This window comes from Streptomyces cyaneofuscatus (assembly GCF_000718135.1).
Classification (GTDB): Bacteria; Actinomycetota; Actinomycetes; order Streptomycetales; family Streptomycetaceae; genus Streptomyces; species Streptomyces cyaneofuscatus.
The window spans coordinates 95,926-116,614 of record NZ_JOEM01000023.1; the positions used below are offsets into that span (position 1 = coordinate 95,926).

Below are 20,689 nucleotides of genomic sequence, written 5' to 3' on the forward strand. Positions count from 1 at the left end.
TGGCCCGTACACTTTCGGACATGACCGCTGTCGCGCTCGCCGTCACCGACGGCATGCTGCACTTCGAACTGGCCCTGGCCTGCGAGGTCTTCGGGTCCCACGCACCCGACGGGGCCGATTCCTGGTACCGGCTCTCGCTCTGCGGGCCCGACGCCGTGCGGGCCGGGCGGTTCCGGCTGGAGCCGGACCTGGGGCTCGACGGGCTCGTGGGCGCCCACACCGTGATCGTCCCCGGCTGGGCCGACATCGATCAGGCCCCGCCGGCCGACCTGGTCGACGCCGTCCGCGCGGCCCATGAGGCGGGAGCCCGGGTGGCCTCCCTCTGCACGGGCGCCTTCGTGCTGGCCGCGGCCGGCCTGCTGGACGGCAGGCGGGCGACCACACACTGGGCGCACACCCAGGTGCTGGCCGAGCGGCACCCCCGGGTGACGGTCGACCCGGATGTCCTCTACGTGGACGACGACACCGTCCTCACCTCCGCGGGCAAGGCTGCCGCCATGGACCTGTGCCTGCACCTCGTCCGGCTCGACCACGGCTCGGCGGTGGCCAACACTCTCGCCCGCCGCCTGGTCGTGCCGCCCCACCGGGACGGCGGTCAGGCGCAGTTCGTCACGACCCCGGTGCCCGCACCGGGCGGCCGTCCACTCGCCGATCTCTTCCCCTGGGCGATGCGCCGACTGGACCGGCCGCTCACCGTGGAGGACCTGGCGCGGCAGGCGCGGATGAGCTCACGGCACCTGGGCCGTCACTTCAAGTCGGCCACCGGCACGACTCCCTTGCAGTGGCTGCTCGTCCAACGGATCCGCCGGGCACAGGAGTTGCTTGAGACCACCGACGACACCGTCGACGCCATCGCGGCGGCCACGGGCATGGGCACCGCCACCACTCTGCGCCGCCACTTCCACCGGACGGTCGGTGTCCCGCCGGACGCCTACCGTCGCACCTTCCGCACCCGGCCCCGTACCCGGCCGGAGGCCCGGCTCGGAGCGGCACAAGGGCTCATCGACGACTGATCGCCGCGAGCGCGTCCAACGCCTCGGCCAGCCCGGACGGATGGCGGGCACCGGGCGGCAACTGCCCGGCCCAGCCCGGCCCGGCGACCAGCACGACCGGCCGTCGGCGGGCGCCCCGTACGCCCCACTCGATGGACTCCACCCGCGCCACCAGCGCACGGCTCGCGGTGGACCGGGACTGGGCCCAGAGCACGACGGCGGCGGGCCCGGTGCGCCGCACCGCCTCCTCCATCGCCTCCACCGGCAGGGCCGCGCCGAACATCCTGACGGGCAGGCCCTGTTGGGCCAGTCCGGCGGTGAGCGCCTCCAGGGCCAGCGTATGGCTCTCGCCCGGGGTGCAGGCCAGCAGGGAGACCCCGGAGCCGGCCACGGGCGGGCGCTGCGACGCCGCCCGGCGCAGGGCGCTGGAGACGTGCCAGGAGAGCAGGTGCTCGACCTCGATGTACCGCTCCCCCGCGGTCTCCCACTTGCGGCCGACGGCGTGCAGCGTCGGCATGATGACCGACTCCCAGGCGGCGAGCAGCCCGTACCGCTCGATCGCCGCGGCCAGCAGTTCGTCCATGGCGTGGGCGTCGAGCCGGACCGCCGCCCTGGCCAGCCCGCGGCACTCCCGGCGGGCGCGGCCGATCGGGAGCGCTCCGGGGGCATGGGAGGCGGGCCTGCCGGCGCGGCCCTCGTCCTCATGATCGTCCGGCCCGGAGAGGGGCCCCGGGGAGGCCGCCGCCAGAGCAGCCCGGGCGGCTTCGGCCGGGGGCATGCCCGCGTTCGTCAGGCCGCACATGCACTCCAGCAGCCGAATGTCGGCCGCCGTCCATCGCCGGTGCCGCCCGCCCTCACGGGAGGCCGGGCCGATCCCGTAACGGCGGTCCCACGAACGCAGGGTCGTCGGCGCCACCCCCAGCAGCCGGGCCACCGCCCCGGTGGTCAGGCCACCGACGGCGGGGTCTCGGGTGAGCGTGGAGACCGCATCGTCCATACAGTCCACCATACGACGCAGAAACGATGCATGTTGCCCGGTGCTCCGCCGCCCGGTTGCCTGGTGATCAGCGGGGCGACGGGTGTGCCCGGAGGGCGGCCCGATCGGCGCGGCACGAGCAGTGGACCTGCGGCGGAGCGGAGAGGACGGACGGACATGACGGCACTCCTGAGCCCGGTCGGCACAGTGCCCGCGATGCCTGCCCTGGCCGGGAAACGGCCTGAGAACCGGCCTGAGAACCGGCCTGAGGGCCGACCCGAGAAACGGGCTGAGGGCCGGTCCGAGGGCTGGCTTGTGGACCGGGCCCAGAGCCGGACCGAGGAGCGGGGCGAGGACCGACTGGAGGACCGGGTCGAGTCGGAACGGCTGGCCGCCGGATTCGTGCGCGGCGACGAGGACAGCTTCGCCCTCGTCTACCGCCGGTGGGGCGCCCTCGTCCACTCACTCGCCGCCCGGTCCCTGGGGGACGCCCGGGAGGCCGAGGACGTGGCGCAGCAGACGTTCCTCGCCGCGTGGCGGGGCCGCCACGGCTACCACGCGGTGCGCGGCCCCCTTCCGGGCTGGCTGGTCGGAATCGCCCGCCGCAAGATCGCGGACGCCCATGCGGCCCGGTCCCGGCGTACGGAGCTGGCCGCCGCCCACGCGGCGCACGAGGGGGCCGGCGTCCCCGGAACGGCCGAGCGGCCGGAGGCCGCGCTGGACCGCGTGCTGGTGACGCAGGAGCTGCGCAAACTGCCCCCGGTCCAGCGGCAGATTCTCCGCCTGGCGTACTTCGACGACCTCACCCACGTCCAGATCGCCGAGCGGACCGGCCTGCCGCTCGGCACAGTGAAGAGTCACGCCCGGCGCGCGATATTGCGCATCCGGCGCTCCGTCGCGGAAGGCTCGGCCTCGGAGGAATCCGTCATGGAGGGCTCCGCCTCGGTGGCGTGAGGGGGCGGGAGCCGTGACGGGAGGGGACGGCCGCACGAAGGGGGGCGGACGGATCGGGACCCGCCCGGGCTCCCGCAGCAGGCAGCGACAGGAGACGGCAATGAAACTGAGCGACGAACTCCCCGTGGACCACCGGCTCGCGACCGTGTACCGGGTCGGGGCGGGGCTGTGCGGAGTCATCCTTCTGGTCTTCGGCATCCTGGGCTTCACCGACCAGCTGAGCTTCTTCGACACGAGCGGCTCTCAGGTGGCCGGGCTCTCCACCAACGGCCTGCTGAGCCTGATCTCCGTCGTCGTCGGCCTGGTGCTGATCGCCGGGGCGGTGATCGGCGGGAACGTCGCATCGATGGTGAACATGACGGTCGGCACGCTCTTCCTGCTCAGCGGGTTCGTCCACATCTTCATCCTGGACAAGGGCGCGAACATCCTGGACTTCGGTATGCCCAACGTGATCTTCAGCTTCGTGATGGGGCTGCTGATCCTGACGTTCGGGATGTACGGCCGGGTCACCGGCGGGCTGCCGCACGACAACCCCTACTGGCGCAGCCGGCACCCCGAGGAGGCCGCCCGTGAGGACGCGGCCCGCCGGGGCGCGAAGGCCGGGCCGCCCCGGGTGACCGGGGGCGGCGTCGGCCAGACCTCGCGGTAGCCCGTCAGACTTCGCGGTAGCCGTCAGGCTTCGCCCTAGCGCGTCAGACCTTTCGGTAGCGGGCGTTGAACCAGGAGAAGATCCCGAAGGCGACCAGGCCGAGGGCGATGACGACCAGGAGCCACGGGCCGACGGGGGTCTCCGTGAACGAGCGCAGGGTGTCGTCCATCCCCTTGGACTGGTCGGGGTTGTGCTTGACCGCCGCGGCGACGGCGAAGCCGCCCGCGGTGGCGAAGACGGCGCCACGCGCCGAGCCGCCGAAGACTCCGGTGAAGTCGACCGCGCGGCGCACCTTCTGGGACATCTCGGCCATCTTGAGGTGCTTGTGGTACTTCCGCATGATGGCCCGGACCGCGATCCAGATACCGGCACAGGCGATCGCCACGCCTCCGATGCCGACGATCCACTGGCCGCCGGGCCAGCCCAGCACCTTGGCGGTGACGTCCTGGGACTGCTGGTCGGAGGAGCCGCCACCACTGCCTGAGTCGCCCGCGGCGAAGGACAGGACGGAGTAGGCGACGAAGCTGTAGAAGACGAACCGTCCCGCGGCCATGGCCCGCTTGGAGGCCTTACCACCGTCAGGTCCTGCCGAGCCGAAGAGGGCCTCGGACAGCCGCCAGAGAGCCATGCCCACCAGGGCTATGCCCAGCAGCCACAACACGATCTTGCCGAACGGCTTCTCGGCTATCTCCGCGATCGCGCCGCCCCGGTCCGCCTGCTTGCCGCCTCCGGAGAGCGCGATCTGCAGGGCGAGGGCGCCCACGAGCACGTAGATGACTCCGCGGGCGCCGAACCCTGCACGGGCTCCGACCTCCACCGCCTTGCTGTTGGCGGCGCGTCTTGCCTGGCCGCGCCCCTGAGCTGCTACTGAACGGGTAGTCATGACAGCCGGTTGCCCCGGTCCGGGGGATCAACTCCTGCCGGTACGGGGCGGGGCTGCGGGATCAGATCCGTGGACGCCGCTTCGAGGGCCCGTTCACGAAATGCGCTCCGCGCAGAGAAATGCATCCGCACACTCTCCGATAAATGCACGAATAATTTCCCTCACGGGCGGCTTACGGTCGACCGATCAGCGACTTCCGGTAACGGACGGTGAATTCCTTCTCCTCACGGCCGAGACCATTCCCATGACTACCGTGCAGCATGTCGCCCTGCTGGTCCTGTCGCGTCGCTTCTGCATCGAAACTGGCCATAACCGCACGTGGGACGGAGTGCTGGGCGCCAGGGCGGCACAGTCGGCCCTCCCCTCGATGGTTTCTCGCAGCACTTTCCCGGCCTTGCGGAATCGCTCGCCCATTTCCCTCTCCAGGGCTCTGCATTTGACCCGGAACTTCTTCTATGGGCTACTGGTTCTACGGCCCCTTATGGCCGTACGGCGTGAATATCTCACCCCACCCGCCGGAGGAGACATCATGACCATCACCCGTCTGCAGCGCACCGCCGCGGCCGCCGCCGCTCTCGCCTTCCCCGCCTCCATGGCGTTCTTCGCGCCGCAGGCGCAAGCAGAGGCTCCGGCGGAACCGTTCGGTCCGGCCTGTGCCTCCGTCCCGAAGGAAGGCGCGGGCAGCCTGGAAGGCATGGCGAAGGATCCGGTCGCCACCGCCGCCTCCAACAACCCCGAACTCTCCACGCTGGTCAGCGCCGTACAGAAGGCCGGCCTGGTGGACACGCTCAACAACGCCGAGAACATCACGGTGTTCGCACCGACGAACGCCGCCTTCGAGAAGATCCCGCAGGCCGACCTCAACGCACTCCTCAACGACAAGGAGGAGCTCACCAAGGTGCTGACGTACCACGTGGTGGGCGAGAAGCTGACGACGAAGCAGCTGGAGGACGGTACCTACAAGACCCTGCAGGGCACCGATCTCACGGTGAAGGGGTCCGGTACCGACTTCACGGTGAACGACTCCTCGAAGATCGTCTGCGGCAATGTGCCGACGGCGAACGCCACGGTCAACCTGGTCGACACGGTGCTCATGCCGACGTCGTGACCGAGGCCGGGCCGCCGTCGTGACGGTGCCCGCGCGTCATGGCCGGTGCCCGGACCGAGTGACGGTCCGGGCACCGGCCACGACCGCCCGTTCTATACGCTGAGTACGTGACCAGCGCCGACAGCCGACAGAACCGGAGCAGCGCCTCGGACTCCGCCGCGGCCCCGTACCCCGGACCCGCCGCCGGTCTCCAGGCGTTCGCGGTCGAGCTCCGCCGGATGAACGGCGAGATCAACCGGATGACCCACGGCTTCGCCGCGCACCAGCAGCTTCACCCCACGGACGTGACCGCCCTGGCGGCGATCCTCGACGCCCCCGCCCCTCTCACACCGGGCGCGCTGCGCGAGCACCTGGGGCTCACCTCGGGCGCGGTGACCGCCTGCCTCGACCGCCTGGAGCGGGCCGGACACGTCCGGCGGGCCCGGGAGAGCAGCGACCGGCGGGTGGTGCACGTCCACTACGAGGCGAGCGCCCGGATGGCCGCCCGTGACTACTTCATGCCGCTCGCCGAGGCCACCGAGCGCGCGAGGGCACGCTTCAGCGAGGCGGAGCTCACGACCGTCCTGCGCTTCCTCGCGGCGATGAACGAGGAGCTGTCCGAGGCTCCCGCACCGCGCCGCTGAGCCCTTCCGGCGTGCCGCCCGGCTCCCTCCGGCGCGTCGCTGAGATTTTCCGCCGCCGGGTGCATCCATGAGGGGATGGCCCGCCGAAGCTCTCCCCGTACGCTCCCCGACCGGCCCCTCGGGCCCTCGAAGGAACCCTGGCCGACTCTCCCCACGAGCGCTCCGCTAATGTATTTCAATGATTGAGATTGTTCATCGTTGAGGTACTCCTCGCACCCCGGGAGAGGCATGTTCACCCCTGCACGGTCGGCCCGCTGGCTGATCCCTGTCGTCCTGCTGATCGCCTGGCTCGGTATCGGCGGCGGGCTCGGTCCGTACGCCGGCAAGCTCGGCGAGGTCGCTACCAACGACCAGGCGTCCTTCCTGCCCCAGAACGCCGAATCCACTCAAGTCATCGACGCGCAGAAGGCGTTCCAGCAGAACGAGACCCTCCCGGCCATCCTCGTATGGACGTCGAAGGGCGCGGGAACCCCGGTGAGCGATGCACAGCGGGAAGCCGCCACCGGCGCACTCGCCTCGCTCGCGGGCACCGAGGGGGTCGTCGGACAGGCCTCCCCCGCGCTGCCCTCCGAGGACGGACTCGCGCTCCAGGGCATCGTGCAGCTGAGCCCCGACCTCGGGGACGAGCTGCCGACGGTGCTGGAGGAGGTCAAGAAGGCCGGCGCCGAAGTGCCGGACGCGACGGTGCAGCTGGCGGGACCTGCCGCGAGCCAGGCCGACCTGTCCGACGCCTTCGCGGGCATCGACGGGCTGCTCCTCGGGGTGGCGCTGATCACCGTGCTGGTGATCCTGCTGCTCGTGTACCGGAGTGTGCTGCTCCCCTTCCTCATCATCCTGGGTTCGGTGTTCGCCCTGGGGCTGGCCTGTGCGATCGTCTATGTGCTCGCCGACCACGACATCGTGCGGGTGGACGGCCAGGTGCAGGGCATCCTGTCGATCCTGGTGATCGGCGCCGCGACGGACTACGCGCTGCTGCTCACCGCCCGGTTCCGGGAGGAACTCGCGGTCCAGGGCGACCGGCTCGCCGCGATGAGGGTCGCGCTGCGGGAGTCGTTCGGGCCGATCACGGCCAGCGCCGCGACGGTGGCCGTGGGCCTGCTCGCCCTGCTGCTCAGCGACCTCACCAACAACCGGGCGCTCGGTCCGGTCGGCGCGATCGGCATCGTCTGCTCGGTCCTGAGCGCCCTCACCTTCCTCCCCGCCGCCCTGGTGCTGCTGGGCCGCAGGGCGTACTGGCCCGCGAAGCCCAAGCCGGCCGAGGACGGGACCGGCGGCCACGGCATCTGGAGCAGGGTCGCAGCCCTGGTCGACCGGGCTCCCCGCAAGGTCTGGGCGATCACCCTCGCCGTCCTGATCGCCTGTGCCGCCTTCGCCCCCACGCTCACCTCCAAGGGCGTGCCGCTCGACGAGATCTTCGTCAACGACGCCCCGTCCGTGGCCGCCCAGGAGACGCTGGGCGAGCACTTCCCCGGCGGCTCCGGCAACCCGGCGGTCATCATCGCGTCGGCCGACAAGCTGCCCGAGGTGAGCGAGGCCGCGACCCGTACGGACGGGGTGGCCTCGGTCGCGCCGGTGAGCGAGGGCGGGCGCCCCGGCGGCGAACCGCTGGTCGTCGACGGCAAGGTCCGGATCGACGCGACCCTGAAGGCCGCGGCCGACAGCGACGCCGCCAAGGAGACGGTCGCCGCCCTGCGCGAGGCAGTGCACGCGGTGCCGGGTTCGGACGCCCTGGTCGGCGGCTACACGGCCCAGCAGTACGACACCCAGCGCACGGCCGAGGAAGACCGCATGCTGATCGTGCCGGTGGTGCTGGCGATCATCCTGGTGATCCTGGTCTTCCTGCTGCGGTCGCTGCTGATGCCGGTGCTGCTGGTGACGACGGTCGCGCTGAACTTCCTGGCCACGCTGGGGATCTCGTCACTGGTCTTCACCCATGTGTTCGGCTTCAGCGGTACGGATTCCTCGGTGCCGCTGTACGGGTTCGTGTTCCTGGTCGCCCTCGGCGTCGACTACAACATCTTCCTGATGTCCCGGGTCCGCGAGGAGTCCCTGCGGCACGGCACCCGGGAGGGCATCCTGCGCGGGCTGACCACGACCGGCGGGGTCATCACGTCGGCCGGTGTCGTCCTGGCGGCCACCTTCGCCGCCCTGGGCGTCATCCCGCTGGCGTTCCTCGTCCAGATCGCCTTCATCGTCGCCTTCGGTGTCCTGCTGGACACCCTGGTCGTCCGCTCGCTCCTCGTCCCGGCGCTGGTGAGGGACATCGGGCCGAAGGCCTGGTGGCCGGGTGCGCTGAGCCGCGAGGGCGCCGGCGGTGAGCACGGGACGGCCGGCACGGACGGTCAGCGCGGGACGACTTCGGCGGCCGGGGGCCGGTAGGCGCTCAGCGCCCAGATCACGAAGATGTCCACCCCGATCATGAGCACCGACCAGACCGGCGCGTAAGGCAGGAAGAGGAACTGCGCGAACAGGGCGAGGGAGGCGAACAGGATGCCGGCCACCCGGGCCCACCCGGCGCCCTTGAGGAGCCCGGCTCCGGTGATCGCCGCACAGACGCCGAGCACCAGGTGGATCCAGCCCCAGCTGGTGAGGCTGAACCGGTAGAGGTAGTCGCCGACGGTGCCGTAGACGTCGCTGTCGCCGAGGGCCGCGATGCCCTGCAGGGCCGCGACGACGCCCTGGCAGAGCATCAGCACCCCGGCGAACAGCACGCCTCCGGTGACCCAGGCGCTGTCCGGGTCGGGCGCGGGAGGAGGGCCGGCGGAACCGTCGTAGAGACGCGGGTCCGCGCTCATCGGCCCGCCTCCTGCGGCTCGTCGGACCGGCCCTTGGCCCGTTTGCCGACCACGGCGACGGCCGCGGCCGCGCTGCCCGCGAAGGCGAGGGCGACCATCCAGGGCCGGTCGAAGATGTGGCAGGTGACGTGGTCCACGGAGTAGCGGCCGGGGCCGGTCAGGCCGATGGCGGCGGCGGTGAAGCCGAGGAACGCCGGGTACTCGTAGCCGCCGCCCTGGGCGAAGAAGCCCGCCGGGGCGTGCACGGCGACCGCGCCGGCCATCGCCCCGGCGGCCGCGGCCCCGGCGGCGGGGGTGGCGAGCCCGAGGGCCAGCAGCACCCCGCCGCCCGCCTCACCGAGCCCGGCGGCCACGGCGCTGTGCTTGGGCGGATGGAAGCCCATCGCCTCCATCGCTGCCGTGGTGCCCTGGATGCCTCCGCCGCCGAACCAGCCGGCCAGCTTCTGGCTGCCGTGGGCGGCGAGCACCGCGCCGGTGCCGACGCGCAGGGCGAGCAGGCCGAGATCACGCCGGTTGACGCAGACCATGGGAACTCCCGGGGTGAGGGGTTTCGCTGTGGGTCCCACTCTCGTCGGCCGGTGCCGGACGGGCCCGGCCGAGTACGCCGTACGGGGCACGGGCCCGGCGCCGCAAGGCCTGGCGGAGGTCGGGCGGGGCGCAGTCGGGGGCAGTCGGCGGCCGGGCATGCGACGCAGATCATTGTGCAACTTGTTGCATAAGCGGCTCGCGGTGGTCTACAACTGACGCGACGACCCCGTGCGGAGGAGACCCGGATGAGCCTGTACCCGACCTTGCTGAGCCCGCTGGACCTCGGGTTCACCACCCTCCCCAACCGGGTGCTCATGGGCTCGATGCACATCGGCCTGGAGGAGGCCGAGCGCGGCTTCGAGCGGATGGCGGCCTTCTACGCGGAGCGCGCCCGGGGCGGCGTCGGCCTGATGGTCACCGGCGGCATCGCCCCCAGCGAGCGGGCCTGCTCCTTCCGCGGCGGCGCCAAGATGACGACCGAGGCGGAGGCGGAGCAGCACAGGGAGATCACCTCGGCGGTGCACGCGGCGGGCGGCCGGATCGCGATGCAGATCCTCCACTTCGGCCGGTACGCGCACCACCCGGACCTGGTGGCACCGAGCGCGCTCAAGGCCCCCATCAGCGGGTTCACCCCGAACGCCCTCACCGGCGAGCAGGTCGAGGAGACCATCGAGGAGTTCGTCCGGGCGGCGGAGCTGGCTCGGCTCGCCGGGTACGACGGCGTCGAGATCATGGGCTCCGAGGGCTACCTGATCAACGAGTTCATCGTCTCCGCCACCAACCACCGCACCGACCGCTGGGGCGGCAGTTACGAGAACCGCATCCGGTTCCCCGTCGAGATCGTGCGCCGGGTCCGCGAGCGGGTCGGCACCGACTTCATCCTGATCTACCGGCTCTCCATGCTGGACCTGGTGCCGGGCGGCTCGACGCTGGAGGAGGTCGTGACGCTGGCGAAGGAGATCGAGGCGGCGGGCGCGACGATCATCAACACCGGCATCGGCTGGCACGAGGCGCGCATCCCCACCATCGCCACCTCCGTGCCGCGCGCCGCCTTCACCTGGGTGACCGAGCGGGTGCGCGGCGCCGTCTCCGTACCGCTGGTGACGAGCAACCGCATCAACACCCCCGAGGTCGCCGAGGAGGTCCTCGCCTCGGGCCGGGCGGACATGGTCTCGATGGCGCGGCCCTTCCTCGCCGACCCGGAGTTCGTCGCCAAGGCGGCAGCCGGCCGCGCGGACGCGATCAACACCTGCATCGGCTGCAACCAGGCCTGCCTGGACCACATCTTCAGCCTCCAGATCACCTCCTGCCTGGTCAATCCGCGCGCCTGCCACGAGACCGAGCTGGTCCTGAGCCCGACCCGGACCCGTAAACGCGTCGCCGTGGTCGGTGCCGGTCCGGCGGGTCTGGCGTGCTCGGTCACGGCGGCCGAGCGGGGTCACGCGGTGACGCTGTTCGACACGGCGGACGAGATCGGCGGCCAGCTGAACGTGGCGCGCCGGGTGCCGGGCAAGGAAGAGTTCAACGAGACGCTGCGCTACTTCCGTACGCGGCTGGCGGAGCTGGACGTCGAGCTGCGCCTGTCCACCCGGGCGGACGCCGGGACGCTGGACGGCTTCGACGAGATCGTGCTCGCCACCGGCGTCGAGCCGCGTACCCCGGCGATCCCCGGCACGGACCACCCGAACGTCGTCAGCTACCTGGACGTCCTGCGCGACGGCGCTCCGGTCGGCGACCGGGTCGCGATCGTGGGCGCGGGCGGCATCGGCTTCGACGTCGCGGAGTTCCTCACGGACGGCGGCGACGCGGCGAGCCTGGACGCGGACACCTTCTTCCGGCAGTGGGGCGTGGACACGGCCTACCAGGAGCGCGGCGGCCTGCGCGCCCCCGAGCGCCCGAAGACGCCCCGTACCGTCCACCTCGTCCAGCGCAAGACCACCAAGGTCGGCGCGGGTCTCGGCAAGACGACGGGCTGGATCCACCGCACCGAACTGCGCCACCGGGGCGTCGAGATGATCGCGGGCGCGTCCTACGACCTGATCGACGACGAGGGCCTCCACCTCACCGTCGACGGCGAGCGGCGGGTGCTGGCCGTGGACACCGTGGTGCTCTGCGCCGGCCAGGAGCCGCGCCGGGAGCTGTACGAGGAGCTGCGCGCGGCGGGCGGCCCGGTCCACCTGATCGGCGGCGCGGACGTGGCGGCCGAACTGGACGCGAAGCGGGCGATCCGCCAGGGCACGGAGCTGGCGGCGGCACTGTAGACCCGTCGGCCGTCGGCCCTTTGGCCGTCGGCCCTTCGGCCGTCGCCGTGAACACCCGTCCTTAGGATGCACGTCATGTCACTGCCGCACGCGATTCTCACCGCTCTGCTGGAGAAGCCGTCCTCGGGCCTGGAGCTGACCCGCAGGTTCGACCGGTCGATCGGCTACTTCTGGTCGTCCACGCACCAGCAGATCTATCGCGAGCTGGGAAAACTGGAGCAGGCGGGACGGATCAGGGCGCTGCCGACGGCGGCTCCCGCCCGGGGGCAGAAGAAGGAGTACGAGGTGCTGCCCGCCGGCCGCGAGGAGCTGGCGGCCTGGGTGGCGCTCCCCGAGGACCCGCGCCCGGTCCGCGATCCGCTGCTCCTGCGGATGCGGGCGGCGGCGGTCGTCGGCGTGAACGGGATGGGGACGGAGCTGCGCCGCCATCTCGCGCTGCACGAGCGGCAGTTGGCGGAGTACCGGGAGATCGAGGAGCGGGACTTCACCCCCGCGCCCGAGGGCGATGCGGACCGGCTGCGCCATCTGGTGCTGCGGGGCGGAATCGACCTGGAGACGTTCTGGATCAGCTGGCTGACCCGCGCCATCAGCGACCTGGACGACTGACCGCTACGGGTGGGGTCGTGCTCCCGCCCGTACGGCCAGAGGTTCCGCCCGTACGGCCAGAGGTTCCGCCCGTACGGCGAGGGGTTCCGCGCCCAGCGGCGGACTCTCCGCGCGCCGGGGGCTGCCGATGACGACCCGGCCCGGAAGCGGATCCGCCACCGGCCCGGGCGCCGCGGCCGCCTCGCCGCGATCTGTACCGCCGTCCGCCTGGGCCCGGCTCAGCAGGATCACCCCGCGTACGGCGGCCGCCGTACCGAGCAGCGCCAGGACCAGGCTCACCGGCCCGCCCTGGAGGCGTTCGCCGAGGAGGGCCAGGCCGATCGCGGCGGCGGCGACCGGGTTGGCCAGGGTGACGACGGCGAGCGGTGCGCCGAGGCCGCCCCGGTAGGCGGTCTGGGACAGCAGCAGGCCGCCCATCGCGAAGGCGGAGACGAGCAGCGCCACCGTCAGCAGCCGCCAGCTGAACAGCGGGCCGCCGGAGTGGTCTGTGACGGCGACCGTGAGGGTCTGGGTGAGCGCGGAGGCGACGCCCGAAGTGATGCCCGAGGCCGCCGCGTGCCGCAGCCCCGGACGGGCCCCCGGCCTGCTGAGCCCGGCGACGACCGCCATGGTGGCGGCGCCGACGCCGAGGGCCTCGGGCAGGGTGAGGGTCTCGTGCGGGGCGGAGCCGCCCGCCGTCAGGAGCAGGGCGCCGAGGCCGAGCAGGGTGAGGACCGTGCCCCGCCACTCGACGCGCCCGACCCGGCGGCCCGCCGCGCGCGCCCCGAGCGGGACGGCGGCGACGAGCGTGAGCGCGCCGAGCGGCTGGACCAGGGTGAGCGGGCCGTAGTTGAGCGCCGCGACATGGAGCAGCGCGCCCCCGGCGTTGAGGCCGACCGCCGACCACCAGGCGCCCCGGCCGAGCAGGCGCAGCACCCCGGTGGAGGGCTCGGTACGCCCGGCCAGCCGGGACTGGGCGACGGCGGCGGCCGCGTAGGCGCCGGCGGAGACGAGGGAGAGCGCGACGGCGATCAGCGTGGCGTTCATCGGCCGGCTCCGGCCCCGGCGGGGGTGCGTGCGGGGTGCGCGGGGCCGGCTGGGGTGCGTGCGGGGTGCGCGGCGCCGACGGCGTACGAATCCGCTGCCGCCTCCGCACCCGGGACGGCGTACGCCGGTACGTGCGCACCCCCGCCGGGCACCGCCCCGTCACCAGCCGCCCACGGCAGGTGCGCCGGTACGTTCCTGGCCGCGCGCGGCAGGCGCAGCGCGGCGAGTGCCACCGCCAGCAGCGCCACGACGACGATCGCGTCCAGCCAGTAGTGGTTGGCGGTGCCCACGACGACGAGCAGGGTGATCGCCGGGTGCAGCAGCCACAGCCAGCGCCACCGGGAGCGGGTGGCGACGATCAGCCCGACGGCCACCATCACGGCCCAGCCGACGTGCAGCGAGGGCATCGCGGCGAACTGGTTCGCCATCGTGTCGGTCGCGGGCGTCGCCCCGTACACCGTCGGCCCGTAGACCTGGCCGGTGTCGACCAGTCCGGCGGCCGGGAGCATCCGGGGCGGGGCGAGCGGGAAGAGGAGGTGGAGCACCAGGGCTCCTCCGGTGAGCACGGCGAGGATGCGCCGTGACCAGAGGTAGTGGAGCGGGCGGCGCCAGTAGAGCCAGACCAGGAAGAGGACCGTGGCGGGGAAGTGCACGGTGGCGTAGTAGGTGTTCGCCGCGTGGATCAACGTCTGGCTGTGCAGCAGTACGCCCTGGACGGCACCCTCACCCGGGAGGCGCAGGGCCCGTTCGAGGTCCCAGACGTTCCCGGCGTTGCGGAACGCCTCCTCGACATGGCCGTTGGCTGCTCGGCGGCCGAACTTGTAGGCCAGGAAGAGTCCGGCCACGAGAAGGAACTCGCGGACGAGGGGCGGTCGGGCACGTATGTCCGGCTCCTGGTCCGTGGGCTCGGTGCGGGCGTACGTCACCCGGTGCCCCCTTGGATGCGAAGCGGTGTCATGACGGCATGGCGAACCCATGCCGAATCGATACGCCAGTGTACCGATACGTTGGCGTATCGGTACTCGCGCGTATCGGTACACTGGCGTATCGAGAGCCTCGCCGCACCGCCGCAGGAGGAACCGTCCATGCCGTCGCCCGATTCCGTACCGGAGTCAGCCCTCGCTTCCCGCCGGTCGAAGATCACACCGGAGCGGGCGCAGGAGCTCTACACGGCGGTGCTGGACCTGGTGCGGGAGGGCGGCTACGAGTCACTGACCATGGAGGGCGTCGCCGCCCGTACCCGCTGCGGCAAGTCGACGCTGTACCGGCAGTGGGGCTCGAAGCCGGAGCTGGTCGTCGCCGCACTGCACGGCACCCGGCGGATGCGGCTCCCGGACATCGACACCGGAACGCTCGCCGGGGACCTTTTGGAGGCGGCCCGGGCGATCGGCGAGGCCTCGGGGCGCGACACCCCGCTGATGCACGCGCTCAGCCATGCAGCGCTCCAGACCCCCGAGCTGCTGTGCGCCCTGCGCGAGGCGCTGATCCTGCCGGAGATCGCGGCGATCGACGCGATGGTCCGGCGGGCCCAGGCGCGCGGCGAGATCGCGGCGGACCTGCCGGGGGCGGAGTACGTCGCGGCACAGCTGCTGGGCGTGATGCGCGCGCGACCGCTGCTGGAGGGGCGGTACGCGGACGCGGCGTACCTCACCAGGTTCGTCGAGAAGGCGATCCTGCCCGGACTCGGACTCACGGCGGGCACGCAGGAGTCCTGACAGACGTGGACCGTCCGTCCCAGCGGATGGGGACGATCCACCCGGCGCCGCACCGTGGGGACGGGGGCGGCGCAACGCCCGGCCGGCCGGTGAACTCTTCGGAGCTCACCGGCCGCCCGTGTTTCCAGGCACCCGGAGCCCTCTATCGTACCCAACAAGCGATTGGTAGATTCCGCGTCCACGCACACGGGAGGTCCTCGCACACGGGAGGCGGACCATGGAGCTGGGCAATCCGATCGACTTCACCGGACGGGTGGCCATCGTCACCGGCGGCACCCAGGGCGTCGGCGCCGTCATCGCAGAGGCCTTCCTCGCCGCGGGCGCCGAGGTCATGGTCTGCGGCCGCACCGCGCCCACCACGCTGCCGTCGTCGGGCGGGCAGCCCGCCGCCTTCCACTCCACGGACGTCCGGGATCCGGCGGCGGCGGCCCGGCTGGTGGCCGCGACAGCCGAACAATTCGGCCGGCTCGACATCCTCGTCAACAACGCGGGCGGCTCCCCCGACGCCGACGCGGCCACCGTCTCCCCCCGCTTCGTCGAGAAGGTCGTCGCCCTCAACCTCCTCGCCCCCTTCTACGTCGCCCAGGCCGCCAACCTCGTCATGCGGGAACAGCCGGAGGGCGGCTGCGTGATCAACATCGGCAGCGTCTCCGCCCAGGACCCGCAGCCGGGCACCGCCGCCTACTCGGCGGCGAAGGCGGGCCTGCTCGGCCTCAGCCGGGCCCTGGCCCTGGAGTGGGCACCGAAGGTCCGGGTGAACCACATCACGGCCGGCCCCATCCGCACCGCGAGCGCCACCGAGCCGTACGGGGAGGACGACGGGGCGGCGGTGGCGGGCATCGTCCCCATGGGGCGGCTGGCGGTTCCGGCGGATGTGGCCCACGCCTGCCTCTGGCTGGCCGGCCCGCACGCCTCGTACGTCAACGGCGCCGACCTGGCCGTGCACGGCGGCGGCGAGATCCCCGCCAGAGACCTGGCCCGCCGAGCCCCCCGACCCCCCTTCTCGTCACCTTGACTATTTACCCCATCCCCTCTTATCGTCTTCATGACGACATCAAGTTCGAGGGGGACCCCATGGCCGACATCACCCGGCGCTTCGGCTGGCGCCATCTGCGCTCCGCGCCCACCGCGCACATCCGCCACCACAAGCGCGGCGAACTCGTCCACGACGGGCGGGGGCTCAGCTTCTGGTACCGGTCGCTGTCGGCGGCGCTCTCCGAGGTACCGGTCGACGACCGGGAGCTGGCCATGGCGTTCCACGCCCGTACGGCGGACTTCCAGGACGTCACCGTGCAGGCCACCGTCACCTACCGGGTCAGCGACCCGGCGCTGGCGGCCGACCGGCTGGACTTCTCCGTGGACCCCGACACCGGGAGCTGGCGCAGCGCACCGCTGGAGCAGATCGCCACCCTGCTCACCGAGACCGCGCAGCAGCACACGCTGGACGTCCTGGCCCGCACCCCGCTCGCACAGGCGTTGGTGGACGGGGTCGCGTCCGTACGCGAACGGGTCGCCTCGGGACTCGCCGCCGAGCCGAGGCTCCCCGCCACCGGGATCGACGTGGTCGCCGTGCGCGTCGTCGCGATCCGCCCCGAGGCCGAGGTCGAGCGCGCCCTGCGCACCCCGGCGCGCGAGCAGATCCAGCAGGAGGCCGACCGGGCCACCTACGAACGGCGGGCCGTGGCCGTCGAGCGCGAGCGGACCATCGCCGAGAACGAGCTGGCCAGCCAGATCGAACTGGCCCGGCGCGAGGAGCAGCTGGTCGACCAGCGCGGCACCAACGCACGCCGGGAGGCCGAGGAGAAGGCCGCGGCCGACGGCGTACGGACGGAGGCGGAGGCCTCCCGCAAGGTGCGCCTGGCCCGGGCGGAGGCCGAGGCGGCGCGCGAGACGGGTTCGGCGCGCGCCGAGGCCCAGGCCGCCTGGCTGCGGGTGCACGGCGAGGTCGACCCGGCCACACTGCACGCCCTGGCGGCGACCCGGCTCGCGGAGAACGTGCCGCGCATCGAGAGCCTCACCCTCTCCCCCGACATCCTCACCGGGCTCCTCGCCAAGCTCGGCCGCGCGGACGGCGGGGCGGGAGCGTGAGCCTGGCGCCACGGGCGGTGCTCGTGCACCGGCGTACCGAGTACGAGGAGCTGCTCGCCCGGCACGGGACGCACGGGCAGGCCGCGTTCTTCCTCTCCAGCCGGGGCCGCTCGATCGACGAGGTGGCCCGCCGCCATGAACGTACGCAACAGGCCCTACGGGACGTGGCGGCCGCCGTGCCGCTCACCTGGCGCTCCACCCGGGTGGAGCGGGCGGACCTGGACCGGTTCCTGTTCGCGCCGGAGGACGTGGTGGTCGTGGTCGGCCAGGACGGGCTGGTCGCCAACGCCGCGAAGTACCTGTCCGGCCAGCCGGTGGTGGGCATCGACACCGACCCCGGGCGCAACCCCGGGGTCCTGGTCCGCCACCGTTGCGCCGACGCGGCCGCCCTGCTGCGCGCGGCCACGGCCACCGGATCCACCGTCGACGCGCTGACCATGGTCGAGGCGGTCGCCGACGACACCCAGCGGCTGGTCGCGCTCAACGAGATCTACCTGGGCCCGCCGGGCCACCAGACGGCCCGCTACCGCCTGGGCCCCGACGGCGATCCGGCCCCCGGCGAGGCCCAGGCCTCCTCCGGGGTCCTCGTCGGCACGGGCACGGGCGCCACCGGCTGGCTGCGCTCGCTCTGGCTGGAGCGTGGCAGCACCACCCCGCTGCCCGCGCCGAGCGACCCCCGGCTCCTCTGGTTCGTCCGCGAGGCCTGGCCCTCCCCCGCCACCGGCACGTCCCTGGTCTCCGGCGAACTGAACCGGGGACAAGGCCTGCGGCTCACCGTGGAGTCGGACCGGATCGTCGTCTTCGGGGACGGGATGGAGTCGGACGCGCTGGAGCTGACCTGGGGGCAGAGCGTACGGCTGGGCATCTCGGCGACGGCGCTGCGGCTGGTGGTCTGAGCAGGACCAGGACCTCGCAGTCGTTACGGTGTTCCGGAACCCACCGGCCCGTAAGAGGCCCCCGGAGAGCGGAGATCCAGCACCATGGCCACCGAGACCACCGACCCCCGCTCCGGCACCGGCCCCTCCCGCAACAGCCGCCCGCCCACGGCGCAGGCGGCCCTCGGGGTCGGGGTGATCGTCGAGGACGGACAGGGACGTGTACTCCTGGGCCGGCACCACAGCGGTACGTGGGAGCTGCCCGGCGGCAAGGTCGACCCGACGCACGAGTCGGTCGCGGCGGCCGCCGCCCGTGAGCTGCGCGAGGAGACCGGTCTCACCGTGGAGGAGAGCGCGGTGGACGTCTTCGCGATGCTCCACGACGTGATCGGCGGCATCAACCGGATCAGCATGGCGGCCCTCGTACGCCTGCACTCCGGCATCCCCGAGGTCACCGAGCCGCACCTGATCAGGGCGTGGCGGTGGACCGCCCCCGAGGGGCTGCCGACGCCACTGTTCGACCCGTCGGCCCAGATCCTCGCGGCCTGGCGCCCGGACCTCGGCCTCACCCATCCGCCCGCCCACCTCCTGCGGATCACGGGGGCCGGAGAGCAGCGCTGATCAGTTCCCTGATGATTTGACTACAGATGCGAAGAAAAGGGACCAAGCGTATGAATGAGGGACCATCCACGCGAACGGAGTTGGTCCCATGGACGATTACCCGCTTCTGAACCTCTTCCTGACCATGCTGTACCTGTTCCTCTGGGTCATGTGGTTCTTCCTGCTGTTCAAAGTGATCACGGACCTCTTCCGCGACCACACGCTGAACGGCTGGGCCAAGGCGGGCTGGCTGATCTTCGTCATCCTGCTGCCCTACCTGGGCGTGCTGATCTACCTGATCGTCCGCGGCCGCAGCATGCACGAGCGCGACGCCAAGGCGGTCAAGGATTCGGAGGCGGCCTTCCGGAGTTACGTGAGGGAGGCCGCGAGCAGTGAGGGCTCCTCCGGCTCCACCAGTCATGTGAGCGATCTGACGAAGCTCGCCGAGCTGAAGGACAAGGGCGCGCTCAACGCGGAGGAGTACGAGCGGGCCAAGGCGAAGCTCCTGGCCTGAGGAGGCACCCGGCTCATCTCTCCGGGAGCGTGGTTTCCTTGTGGAGCAATGGCATGAGGAAAGTGGGCAACCCAGTGGCGACAGGTCTGGATTTCCGCGCGGGCACCCGCGCGGACGGCCTTCCGGCTGCCCTGTCGGACCCGGCCCGGCTGGCGGCGGTGGCCGGGACCGGGCTGCTGGACACCGGTCCCGAGGAGGTCTTCGAGGACCTCGCCTCACTGGCGGCGCGGGTGACCGGCTCCGGCCGGGCCTTCGTGACCCTGGTCGACGAGGACCGCTCCTTCTGGAAGTCGTGCGTAGGGGTGGACGCCACGGCGATCACCGCCCGCCAGAACCCCGTACGGGAGAGCTTCTGCTACTTCCTGGTCGGGCTGGCCGGTGATCCCTTCATCGTGGACGACGCGGCGAGCGACCCCCGGACCCGCGACCACCCTTCGGTCGGGCCGATGCACATCGGCGCCTGGGCGGGCTTTCCGCTGCTGGCGCCCGGCGGCGAGGTGCTGGGGAGCTTCTGCGTCATCGACGACTCCCCCCGGACCTGGTCGGCCGCCGACCTGACGACGCTGGAGACCCTGGCCCGCTCGGTCTCCGCCGAGATCCACCTGCGCCAGTCGCTGGAGGCGGCCCGGCAGGCCCACCGGCTCTCCGCCGATCTCGCGCACTCCCTCCAGCAGGGGCTCCTCCCGCCGTCCCTCCACCCCATCCCCGGCCTGGAGGTGGCCGCCTCCTACCATCCGGCATCGGCCAGCGGCGGTTCCGGGGTCGAGGTGGGCGGCGACTTCTACGACCTGTTCGCCACCCGGGGGTCCTCGTACGCCGCCGTACTCGGCGATGTGTGCGGCAAGGGCGTGGAAGCCGCCAAGGTCACCGCCATGGCGCGCTACACCGTGCGGGCCGACGCCTCGCGGGTCCTCTCACCGGCAGCCCTGCTGGGCGGGCTGAACACCGCGATGCTCGCCCAGCGCGCGCCCCGGTTCCTGACGGCCGTCTACACCGCCTTCCGCCTCACCCCGGGCGGACTCGCGGGCCGCGTCAGCCTCGCCGGGCACCCGCCCGCCCTCATCCGCCGGGCCGACGGACGCGTGCAGCAGGTCGGCACCCCCGGGACCCTCCTCGGGGTCGTGGAGCACGTCAGGCTCGTCGACGTCCGCTTCCGGCTGGGCCCCGGCGATCTGCTGCTGCTCTACACCGACGGCGCCTGCGAGGCACGCCCCCGCCCCGGCACACCGTCCGGCGAGCGGCAGCAGGTGTTCGGCGACACCGAGCTCGCCGCCGCACTGTCCGGCACGCGCGGTCTGGACGCGGAAGCGACCGTGAAGGGCATCGGCGCGGCCCTGGCCGACCACCACGACGGCTGGGCCAGCGACGACACCGCCCTGCTCGCCCTGCGGGTACCTCCGTCCTCCTGACCGCCGGATTCCGGGAGGTCCACCACCGCCATCAGGTGTGGCGCCGCGATCCAGGGGCACCCAGAAGCGCGGGCCGCCGGAAAGGGT

General features: G+C 72.5%; 21 protein-coding genes. 15 read left to right on the forward strand and 6 right to left on the reverse strand.

The annotated features are described in order from the left end of the window. The first annotated feature begins 20 nt into the window (after positions 1–20). Positions 21–1,013 (forward strand): helix-turn-helix domain-containing protein, encoded by a 993-nt coding sequence (locus IF17_RS0130600; protein ID WP_030572909.1) that lies wholly within the window; start codon positions 21–23, stop codon positions 1,011–1,013. Here IF17_RS0130600 and IF17_RS0130605 read toward each other — a convergent pair. Beyond that, complete coding sequence (locus IF17_RS0130605; protein WP_030572912.1) at positions 1,000–1,989, reverse strand: MerR family transcriptional regulator; 990 nt, start codon at positions 1,987–1,989, stop codon at positions 1,000–1,002. The two genes, IF17_RS0130600 and IF17_RS0130605, sit on opposite strands and share 14 nt — an antisense overlap. Positions 1,990–2,145: 156 nt before the next feature. Here IF17_RS0130605 and IF17_RS0130610 point away from each other — a divergent pair, with 156 nt between their 5' ends. After that, entirely contained in the window at positions 2,146–2,922 is a 777-nt protein-coding gene (locus IF17_RS0130610; RefSeq protein ID WP_030572915.1) for an RNA polymerase sigma factor, read from the forward strand. Between the two features lie 100 nt (positions 2,923–3,022). Further along, the gene (locus IF17_RS0130615) at positions 3,023–3,571 is read left to right on the forward strand and encodes a DUF4383 domain-containing protein (protein ID WP_030572918.1); all 549 of its coding nucleotides are present in this window, start codon (positions 3,023–3,025) and stop codon (positions 3,569–3,571) included. A 43-nt stretch (positions 3,572–3,614) separates the two neighbouring features. Here the strand turns inward: IF17_RS0130615 and IF17_RS0130620 are convergent, their stop codons facing one another. After that, positions 3,615–4,454: a DUF1206 domain-containing protein gene (locus tag IF17_RS0130620; protein WP_030572921.1), complete on the reverse strand. Its 840-nt coding sequence runs from the start codon at positions 4,452–4,454 to the stop codon at positions 3,615–3,617. Between the two features lie 529 nt (positions 4,455–4,983). On the opposite strand from IF17_RS0130620, the gene IF17_RS0130625 reads away from it, so the two are divergent. The 3 genes from IF17_RS0130625 to IF17_RS0130635 all read left to right on the forward strand — a co-directional run bounded on the left by IF17_RS0130625 (position 4,984) and on the right by IF17_RS0130635 (position 8,564). After that, on the forward strand, positions 4,984–5,562 hold the full coding sequence (locus IF17_RS0130625) for a fasciclin domain-containing protein (protein WP_030572924.1): 579 nt from the start codon (positions 4,984–4,986) through the stop codon (positions 5,560–5,562). Positions 5,563–5,669: 107 nt separating this feature from the next. Then, on the forward strand, positions 5,670–6,185 hold the full coding sequence (locus IF17_RS0130630) for a MarR family winged helix-turn-helix transcriptional regulator (RefSeq protein ID WP_030572927.1): 516 nt from the start codon (positions 5,670–5,672) through the stop codon (positions 6,183–6,185). Between the two features lie 228 nt (positions 6,186–6,413). After that, entirely contained in the window at positions 6,414–8,564 is a 2,151-nt protein-coding gene (locus IF17_RS0130635; RefSeq protein WP_032772845.1) for an MMPL family transporter, read from the forward strand. Here the strand turns inward: IF17_RS0130635 and IF17_RS01000000136760 are convergent. Continuing rightward, complete coding sequence (locus IF17_RS01000000136760; protein ID WP_018513172.1) at positions 8,528–8,980, reverse strand: DUF7144 family membrane protein; 453 nt, start codon at positions 8,978–8,980, stop codon at positions 8,528–8,530. The genes IF17_RS0130635 and IF17_RS01000000136760 overlap by 37 nt on opposite strands. After that, positions 8,977–9,507 carry a DoxX family protein gene (locus IF17_RS0130645; protein ID WP_030572933.1) on the reverse strand — a complete coding sequence of 177 codons (531 nt, stop codon included), beginning with the start codon at positions 9,505–9,507 and terminating at the stop codon, positions 8,977–8,979. The genes IF17_RS01000000136760 and IF17_RS0130645 overlap by 4 nt, the downstream gene beginning before the upstream one ends. A 246-nt stretch (positions 9,508–9,753) precedes the next feature. On the opposite strand from IF17_RS0130645, the gene IF17_RS0130650 reads away from it, so the two are divergent. Beyond that, positions 9,754–11,769 (forward strand): NADPH-dependent 2,4-dienoyl-CoA reductase, encoded by a 2,016-nt coding sequence (locus IF17_RS0130650; RefSeq protein WP_030572937.1) that lies wholly within the window; start codon positions 9,754–9,756, stop codon positions 11,767–11,769. Positions 11,770–11,844: 75 nt separating this feature from the next. Further along, positions 11,845–12,375: a PadR family transcriptional regulator gene (locus IF17_RS0130655; protein ID WP_030572940.1), complete on the forward strand. Its 531-nt coding sequence runs from the start codon at positions 11,845–11,847 to the stop codon at positions 12,373–12,375. A 3-nt stretch (positions 12,376–12,378) separates the two neighbouring features. Here IF17_RS0130655 and IF17_RS0130660 read toward each other — a convergent pair whose 3' ends face one another. Continuing rightward, positions 12,379–13,401, reverse strand: a complete 1,023-nt coding sequence (locus tag IF17_RS0130660; protein WP_030572944.1) for a DMT family protein — start codon at positions 13,399–13,401, stop codon at positions 12,379–12,381. Next, complete coding sequence (locus IF17_RS0130665) at positions 13,398–14,327, reverse strand: phosphatase PAP2 family protein (protein WP_030572947.1); 930 nt, start codon at positions 14,325–14,327, stop codon at positions 13,398–13,400. The genes IF17_RS0130660 and IF17_RS0130665 overlap by 4 nt, the downstream gene beginning before the upstream one ends. Before the next feature lie 159 nt (positions 14,328–14,486). Here IF17_RS0130665 and IF17_RS0130670 point away from each other — a divergent pair, with 159 nt between their 5' ends. From IF17_RS0130670 to IF17_RS0130700, 7 genes are all read left to right on the forward strand, one after another. Next, the gene (locus tag IF17_RS0130670) at positions 14,487–15,116 is read left to right on the forward strand and encodes a TetR/AcrR family transcriptional regulator (protein ID WP_030572949.1); all 630 of its coding nucleotides are present in this window, start codon (positions 14,487–14,489) and stop codon (positions 15,114–15,116) included. A gap of 217 nt (positions 15,117–15,333) precedes the next feature. Beyond that, positions 15,334–16,131, forward strand: a complete 798-nt coding sequence (locus IF17_RS0130675; RefSeq protein ID WP_030572951.1) for an SDR family oxidoreductase — start codon at positions 15,334–15,336, stop codon at positions 16,129–16,131. Positions 16,132–16,190: 59 nt separating this feature from the next. After that, entirely contained in the window at positions 16,191–17,204 is a 1,014-nt protein-coding gene (locus IF17_RS0130680; RefSeq protein WP_030572954.1) for an SPFH domain-containing protein, read from the forward strand. After that, complete coding sequence (locus tag IF17_RS0130685) at positions 17,201–18,100, forward strand: NAD(+)/NADH kinase (protein WP_030572956.1); 900 nt, start codon at positions 17,201–17,203, stop codon at positions 18,098–18,100. The genes IF17_RS0130680 and IF17_RS0130685 overlap by 4 nt, the downstream gene beginning before the upstream one ends. Before the next feature lie 84 nt (positions 18,101–18,184). Beyond that, positions 18,185–18,700, forward strand: coding sequence for a nucleotide triphosphate diphosphatase NUDT15 (locus IF17_RS0130690; RefSeq protein ID WP_030572958.1), 516 nt, complete (start codon positions 18,185–18,187; stop codon positions 18,698–18,700). 88 nt (positions 18,701–18,788) lie between these two features. Then, the gene (locus IF17_RS0130695; protein WP_030572961.1) at positions 18,789–19,193 is read left to right on the forward strand and encodes an SHOCT domain-containing protein; all 405 of its coding nucleotides are present in this window, start codon (positions 18,789–18,791) and stop codon (positions 19,191–19,193) included. Positions 19,194–19,246: 53 nt separating this feature from the next. Further along, positions 19,247–20,602: a PP2C family protein-serine/threonine phosphatase gene (locus tag IF17_RS0130700; protein ID WP_030572964.1), complete on the forward strand. Its 1,356-nt coding sequence runs from the start codon at positions 19,247–19,249 to the stop codon at positions 20,600–20,602. Positions 20,603–20,689: the final 87 nt, after the last annotated feature.